At 57.5% G+C, this 6000-nt stretch carries 6 protein-coding genes; 1 reads left to right on the forward strand and 5 read right to left on the reverse strand.

The genetic code is table 11. The features are described from left to right. Positions 1 to 263: 263 nt before the first annotated feature. From ACFOYU_RS19690 to ACFOYU_RS19705, 4 genes are all read right to left on the reverse strand, one after another. Positions 264 to 713 (reverse strand): hypothetical protein, encoded by a 450-nt coding sequence (locus tag ACFOYU_RS19690; protein WP_377034929.1) that lies wholly within the window; start codon positions 711 to 713, stop codon positions 264 to 266. Positions 714 to 841: 128 nt separating this feature from the next. Next, positions 842 to 1597 carry a hypothetical protein gene (locus ACFOYU_RS19695; RefSeq protein WP_377034930.1) on the reverse strand — a complete coding sequence of 252 codons (756 nt, stop codon included), beginning with the start codon at positions 1595 to 1597 and terminating at the stop codon, positions 842 to 844. Between the two features lie 10 nt (positions 1598 to 1607). Further along, a complete protein-coding gene (locus ACFOYU_RS19700; RefSeq protein ID WP_377034937.1) occupies positions 1608 to 1814 on the reverse strand; it encodes a transposase in 207 nt (68 codons plus the stop codon). Positions 1815 to 2035: 221 nt separating this feature from the next. Beyond that, on the reverse strand, positions 2036 to 2284 hold the full coding sequence (locus ACFOYU_RS19705) for a ParB N-terminal domain-containing protein (RefSeq protein WP_377034931.1): 249 nt from the start codon (positions 2282 to 2284) through the stop codon (positions 2036 to 2038). An 878-nt stretch (positions 2285 to 3162) separates the two neighbouring features. Here ACFOYU_RS19705 and ACFOYU_RS19710 point away from each other — a divergent pair. Continuing rightward, positions 3163 to 3852, forward strand: a complete 690-nt coding sequence (locus ACFOYU_RS19710; protein WP_377034932.1) for a CAP domain-containing protein — start codon at positions 3163 to 3165, stop codon at positions 3850 to 3852. A gap of 224 nt (positions 3853 to 4076) precedes the next feature. Here the strand turns inward: ACFOYU_RS19710 and ACFOYU_RS19715 are convergent, their stop codons facing one another. Further along, positions 4077 to 5555 (reverse strand): M10 family metallopeptidase C-terminal domain-containing protein, encoded by a 1479-nt coding sequence (locus ACFOYU_RS19715; RefSeq protein ID WP_377034933.1) that lies wholly within the window; start codon positions 5553 to 5555, stop codon positions 4077 to 4079. Positions 5556 to 6000 lie beyond the last annotated feature (445 nt).

Consider the following 6000-nt stretch of genomic DNA (forward strand, 5'->3'; position numbering starts at 1 on the left):
GGTCGCCACGGGCCGAACTGAAGCATCGCAAGCAGATGATGTGGAAACAATCAAGGATTGCGCCGGCCCTTCACTTGCCGTGCTTCCCAGCCATGGGCCTCACCCGGCCGTTCAGGGGTGTTCCGCTAACCGCACTTCTGGCCAGCGAGATCACGTCCGTTGCTGACCTCGACCCATGGGAAGCCGCGCGAATGGTCTGGACACCAGATCCGGGCGCGGCTTCCTTCCTTTAAGCGGGGAAGGTCTCTCAGGCAGGAATACGGCTAGTTCCGCTTTGCGGATCGGGCCGGGGGGAATGCGAGATGCTCCTTCAAGATCCGAACGATCTCGGCGATTTCCTCCCTGGGAATGGCGAAGCCAACAGGACCGAAGGCCGGATGATCGAAGGCAAGGAGCGATCCGTCAATCTTGGCCACCTGAACATACCAGTTCGGCGAGGTGACCGTCCGGACGGTCTCCCCTTCGAGCGGCCGTATGGGATGGCCCTCCAGCAAATGTTGCCTCACGTCACCAAGATGCACGATAAGGTCGGTGAGTTGATCGAGGTTTAGCTCAATTGCACAGGCAGAAGCCTCAGCCTGCCTGATCTCGACTGCTACTGATTTCCGGTCCTCGGCAATCCGGATCCCGACTTGAATATCGCCCACAGCCGTCGCTCCGTTCATCGGGCCTTGATACATCCCACAGGGAAACAATCTCCTAACCCGCAGCAAGACGATACTACGTCTTGGCCAAGGGGCCCACTTCGGCGTCTCTTTCGCACAATTCCGGAAGTCAGAGGCACCTGAAAACCCGCCGTACAACCGAGGAATGTGCGGTTATGGCTTAGAGCCAATCCCAATTACCTTCGTTTGCGAGGGTGAGGTGTGTTGCGTGGCTTGGATGATGGTGGGCGGCCAGCCTTCTTCATTCCAGGCCTCGTCAGCGCTGCAGGGGACGAGATCAGCAGGTCCGCCAACATCTCTAGTAAGGCGAGGTCGGCAGGTCCGGGCGGTGCGTTGGCCCGGAGCTGGTCACCGTAGAGTGTTGCGGCCAGGGAATGGCGGAACGGCAAGGGCTCACCGCGTTCCGTCGCGGCCAAGCAGAAATCGAGAGTCTCCGCGTCGGGCGCCACGATAATGCCAAAGCCGGCATGGAACGGCCCGGCATCGAACAGCCGCAGGCCGATGACCGCATCTTCGGAGGCGGAGACCTCGAGGGCCTCGTCGACGAGCCAGACGCGACGCTGTCCGGCCAGCAGGTCCTCCAGCCAGAGCCCGGCGGCCTCATGCCGCTCGACCACCCGGAAGATCGAGAACCGCGCCCCGACCATGCGCTCGGCCAAGACCCGATCCACCCCTGTCAGGCGCTCGCCTTTCTCGGCGAGAAAGCGCTCGAACGCACGCCGGCCACGCTGGTTCGGCTCGAACAGCGCGACATCGACCAGCATTTCGGCAGTGACCTCCTCGTCCAGCACCTCCGCCTCAGCCCATGGAGCAACCTGCTTGATGGCCCGGTTCAGATCCGCCCGGCCGCACGCCTTCGTCGCTTGACTCAGCACGCGGCGGATGCCCGCCCGAATCGGGCGATACTGAGCCAGAACCTCGGCCCGTGTCATGGCTGCCCTCTCATATCGCAGTCCCGTCAGTCACACGCTGGCAGATCAAGGCACAGGCGAGGTGGAGGAAAGCTGTATGGTTGGCCACCTTGCGCTCCCAGCGCACCAGCAACCGACGGCAGCGGTTGAGCCAGGCGTGTGTCCGCTCGACAACCCACCGGAGCGCCCGCTTACGCTTACCTTTCTGCTGACCCATTTCCTCTCGCCAACCGCGAATATGAACCCTATAGCCGCGCCGCGTGGCCTCGTGCCGCGAGCCCGCATCATCATAGCCGACCCCGGGATTAAGCGATTGCCTCAACCCGCATTCCTAGTCCCAGCGCGGAATCGTCGACGAAATATGCTCGAAAGAAGCAGAACGCTCAGCGGGCAAGGTCGATCAGGACAGATAGGCCCGCAATTCCACGCAGTTGCGAGCTTGCTGTCTTTGAGGAGGTCTTAATGCTGGCGAGCTTGAACAAGGTAGGCCGATATAGTTGTCTCACCCAATGCCTTGCAGGCCTCCAGCCGATGCAGTCCCTCGATCAGCACAAAGCGCTTTTCGTCAGCCCGCACAAGAATAGGTGCCTTCTGGCCCTCTTCCAAAACACTTTCCGCCAGAGTTGCAACCTTTGCTAGATTAAGCGTTTGTCGCCGCTTTACGGGAACGTAGATCTCTTCGATAACAAGGCACTGTCTCTTCAACATCACGCCACCACCTTTCAAGATCATTTTCGGCCAGGAGCTGCGAGTGACGCTGCTTGCCTTCGTATGCCTATTGGACCCATGGTAACCCCGGCAGTGCCATGTTTCATCGCCCATTGGTCTTAGGGCCTTCGTCCAGGGCATCGTCTTCTGCGCAGCTCCGCGGTGCTGGCCCGCTCCAACCAGGGGGTGGTGGAAGGATAAGATGTCGTGGATCTGACCGCCGGGAAGGAGTTTAGTGCGGCCGTGGCTCGCGACGGCAACGGGATCCGTGAGCCTGCCCGAATTGCGATGGTTGGATCGAAGTCCAGAAATGTGTGGTTGAGGCGGCTTTGTTGCTCAGTATTAACCGGACCATTGCTCAAGCTCGTCAGGCTGCTTCCTCAACTGATCCGGAGCAAGAGCAAAGCTATCTGACACGGCTATAATCGAAAGGCGCTTCGCAGCGTCCAAACCCGATCAACCCGTATCTGCATCCCGCGGTTTGCAAATCCACTGCCACGCCCGCTCCCGCACCGTCTCCCTTTCATCGCTGGCGTGTTGTCGGAACGGAACTCATAGAACCCATGGAGAATCGCCAAGTACCCCGATCTGCAGTGCGTTCATCAGCATTTCCTATGACAGGCGAGAGAAACCCATCGAGTAGCCGGGGCTTCTAGCTTCCCTGAGGCACCATCTCCGAGGCCGTATCGGCTGGTTCGAGTTATCGTGCTAATCCGGCCGGGCCAGTACCCGCCATTCTTGTGCCTCGCCGCGGCCCCAAGGCTGCCCAGCTTTTTGGCATCGTGCTTGGCAGCCAAGAGGACTCAACATCCGATCAGAAGCCAACAGGCATGAGAATGGAGGATTTAGTGACAGTTCCATCGCCCAGTGAGCAGTACATGCTCAGCCTCATCAACGTGGAAAGGGCTGCCGTCGGCGCAAGTCCTCTCATGTTTGATAGCAGCCTTCAGGCCTCATCGGAGGGGCATAGCCGCTGGATGATTGCATCTGATTCCTTCTCGCACGAAGGGCTGGACGGAACTACCGCCACCGAAAGAATGGCAGATGCAGGGTATGAGTTTACTGGAAGATGGGCATCGGGGGAGAACATTGCATGGGCGTCACTCCGCTCGCCAGGTGGAGATTTGGACGAGGTGCTGCTGATGCATGAGAACTTGATGAACAGTCCCGCTCACCGTGCAAACGTTCTAAATCCCGCTTTTGAAGAGGTTGGAATCGGTATTGAGGTGGGTAATATGCTTGGCTGGGATGCCGCTGTAGTAACCCAGAACTTCGGTCATTCTTCCGCTTCGCCACCGAGTGTGGGTGCGGTGAGCGAGGATCCCTACATTGATGACGCTTTCTATCTGTCGCGCAACGCGGATGTCGCCGCCGCTGGTCTGGATCCAGACCAGCACTATGCTGAGTATGGCTGGAAGGAGGGGCGGGATCCGAATGCCGGTTTCTCAACGATAGGCTATTTGGCCGCGAACCCTGATGTTGCCACCGCTGGTATAAACCCGCTCGATCATTGGCTCAGATTTGGTCAGAGTGAAGGGCGCTCTCTCGGATTCGACCTTTTACTCTAGGATGAACCGCCTCTGCCGCCTTCAGGCTTGGAACCGGTGGCAAGGGCGGGCATCAACATTGCCAAAGACGAATACAGGACAAGGCATTCAAAAGTCCAGCCGACGGAGCCACGTCATGCCGCACCCTCGACCGACGCTTACCTCTTCAAGCTTTAGCATCGCACCAGGAGCCTCGCAGGCATAATGCGCTGCGGGGTGGCAGGATGTCAGTAAGGCTGCGTATTCTAGACCAAAATCATATCGGAAAAGTGTGTAGGCGATACCCCCTCCAAAACTAACCGACTGTCATCTGGAAGCAGTAGAGATATCGAGCCGTTCTCGGTCTCGGCTAGACTATAAGGCTGGCCCAACAGGTCAAGGCGGTCGCCGTCGGACGACGAAAAGTCAAGGATCACATCTTGTCCTTGACTGATGACGAATAGATCGGCGCCTCGGCCGCCGACAAGGACGTCATTACCGGGGCCTCCGTTCAGATGATCATCTGCTTGACCGCCATAGAGTGTGTCAGAGCCCTTGTTTCCTGCAAGAAGATCAAAGTCGAGGTTGCCGTAGATCAGATCGTCTCCTTGCCCGCCATAGAGTGCATCGTTCTGCCGGCCGCCGTAAAGGACGTCGTTCTGCTGGTTTCCGAAGAGGGTGTCGGCCTCCAGATTTCCGTAAATCACATCATCTCCCACTCCGCCGGAGACTGTGTCGTTGCCGCCTCCGCCCCAGAGCGCATTGTTAGCGTGATTGCCTACTATAGCGTCTTGTCCCGCGCCTCCTATGGCGTTCTCTATAAGGGAGCGGGAGTCATTACCATGCTGCAGAGAATTGTAGACATTGCCGCGAGCGTGATGGCCGTCCCCAAGGCTGGCGCGCTGGTCTTCCGATGCAAGCGACCACGCTCCTGGGATCAGGCTTAAGGTCAGTCCAGCAGAATAATTGGAGAAATCATAAGTGTCCGTACCACCACCATCCCAAATGGTCATGAATACGCGGTTCCCGCTGGGGCTTCCCTGGCCTTCTCCGTTGATGAATGTCTCGCCTGTTGCTGGATCCCAACGGTAGGTCGTGTTGCCGTTGTTCGTGGTGAAGTTCGCGCCGTACATGTGCTGCAAAGCCGCGATATCGTACATCATGAATGACTGTGCGTATCCTGCCGCCTCATTCTGCAGGTGTAAGCCGTCCGCGCCGACAAACGATCTGTACGACATGACTGAGTATTCCATCGCATCGTGACGTGTGGTCATTGCGCCAAACGATCCGAGTTCATTCCCATGCTTCAGGCCCACCGCATGCCCGATCTCATGAAGAAAGGCAAAGAACGCATAGTTTCCCAGGATAGGGGTTGCGTACAAATCAGTCGAATTGTTGAACCAAGTGTCTCCGCTCTCTTGGAAGCTATTTGGCGTATACGTCCATGCGGATGCCGGGGCGCCGGACATTGCAAGGCGCAGGGTGGCTGACGCGTCAGTAACTTCAGTGAAATTCAATCTCGTGACGGAGGAGATGAGTTCGAGGACATGCCTCGCCGCCGCCATCTGGACCCCATTGAGGGCTTCAAACCTGTCGTGAGGCTCGCCCTGACCGTATCCTGATCCGTAGGAGGAGGCTGTAGCAGGAAACCCGAAAGTAAGGTTGAATACGCCCCAATGCGTGCCTGCCAAAAGCCCGTCGATATCCTGATCACGCGTGCGCCCAGTAAAGACGAATTCAGCCATGTTGTTCCTCGCTCTTCCAGATTGGAGCGATTATCAGCAGATACGGCAAGAATTCCTTCATCTATTAAGGGGTAAGAGATCGACATTGACAAGGAATATTTGCAAATATTCGATCGTATCGAAGGGAATAAACTGCTTCTTTGGATGAAAAGCCTTCTCGTGCGACATCAGCACGAATGAGGCGTTGAACTGTGCCTTGATGGAGTTGGCGCGCCTCACAAGAGGAAGTCATGCATTCGGTACATCACGGTGCCGCTGGTTTCCGCGCAGCGGCAGGTGCCGCGTGGTGACTTCCATCACCACCCCGGCCAAAAAGCAGCCAAGCTGGTGCCACATTTACTTTCGCTTTACGCCAAAGTCGGAACATAGACGTTAATAGAGCGGCCAAGCTGGCTTAAAATACCAAAGATCTGTCCTCAGTTCACAAGACGCGCGTTCTTCGTCC

The sequence above is a fragment of the Microvirga sp. GCM10011540 genome (genome assembly GCF_042650665.1).
GTDB lineage: Bacteria > Pseudomonadota > Alphaproteobacteria > Rhizobiales > Beijerinckiaceae > Microvirga > Microvirga lenta.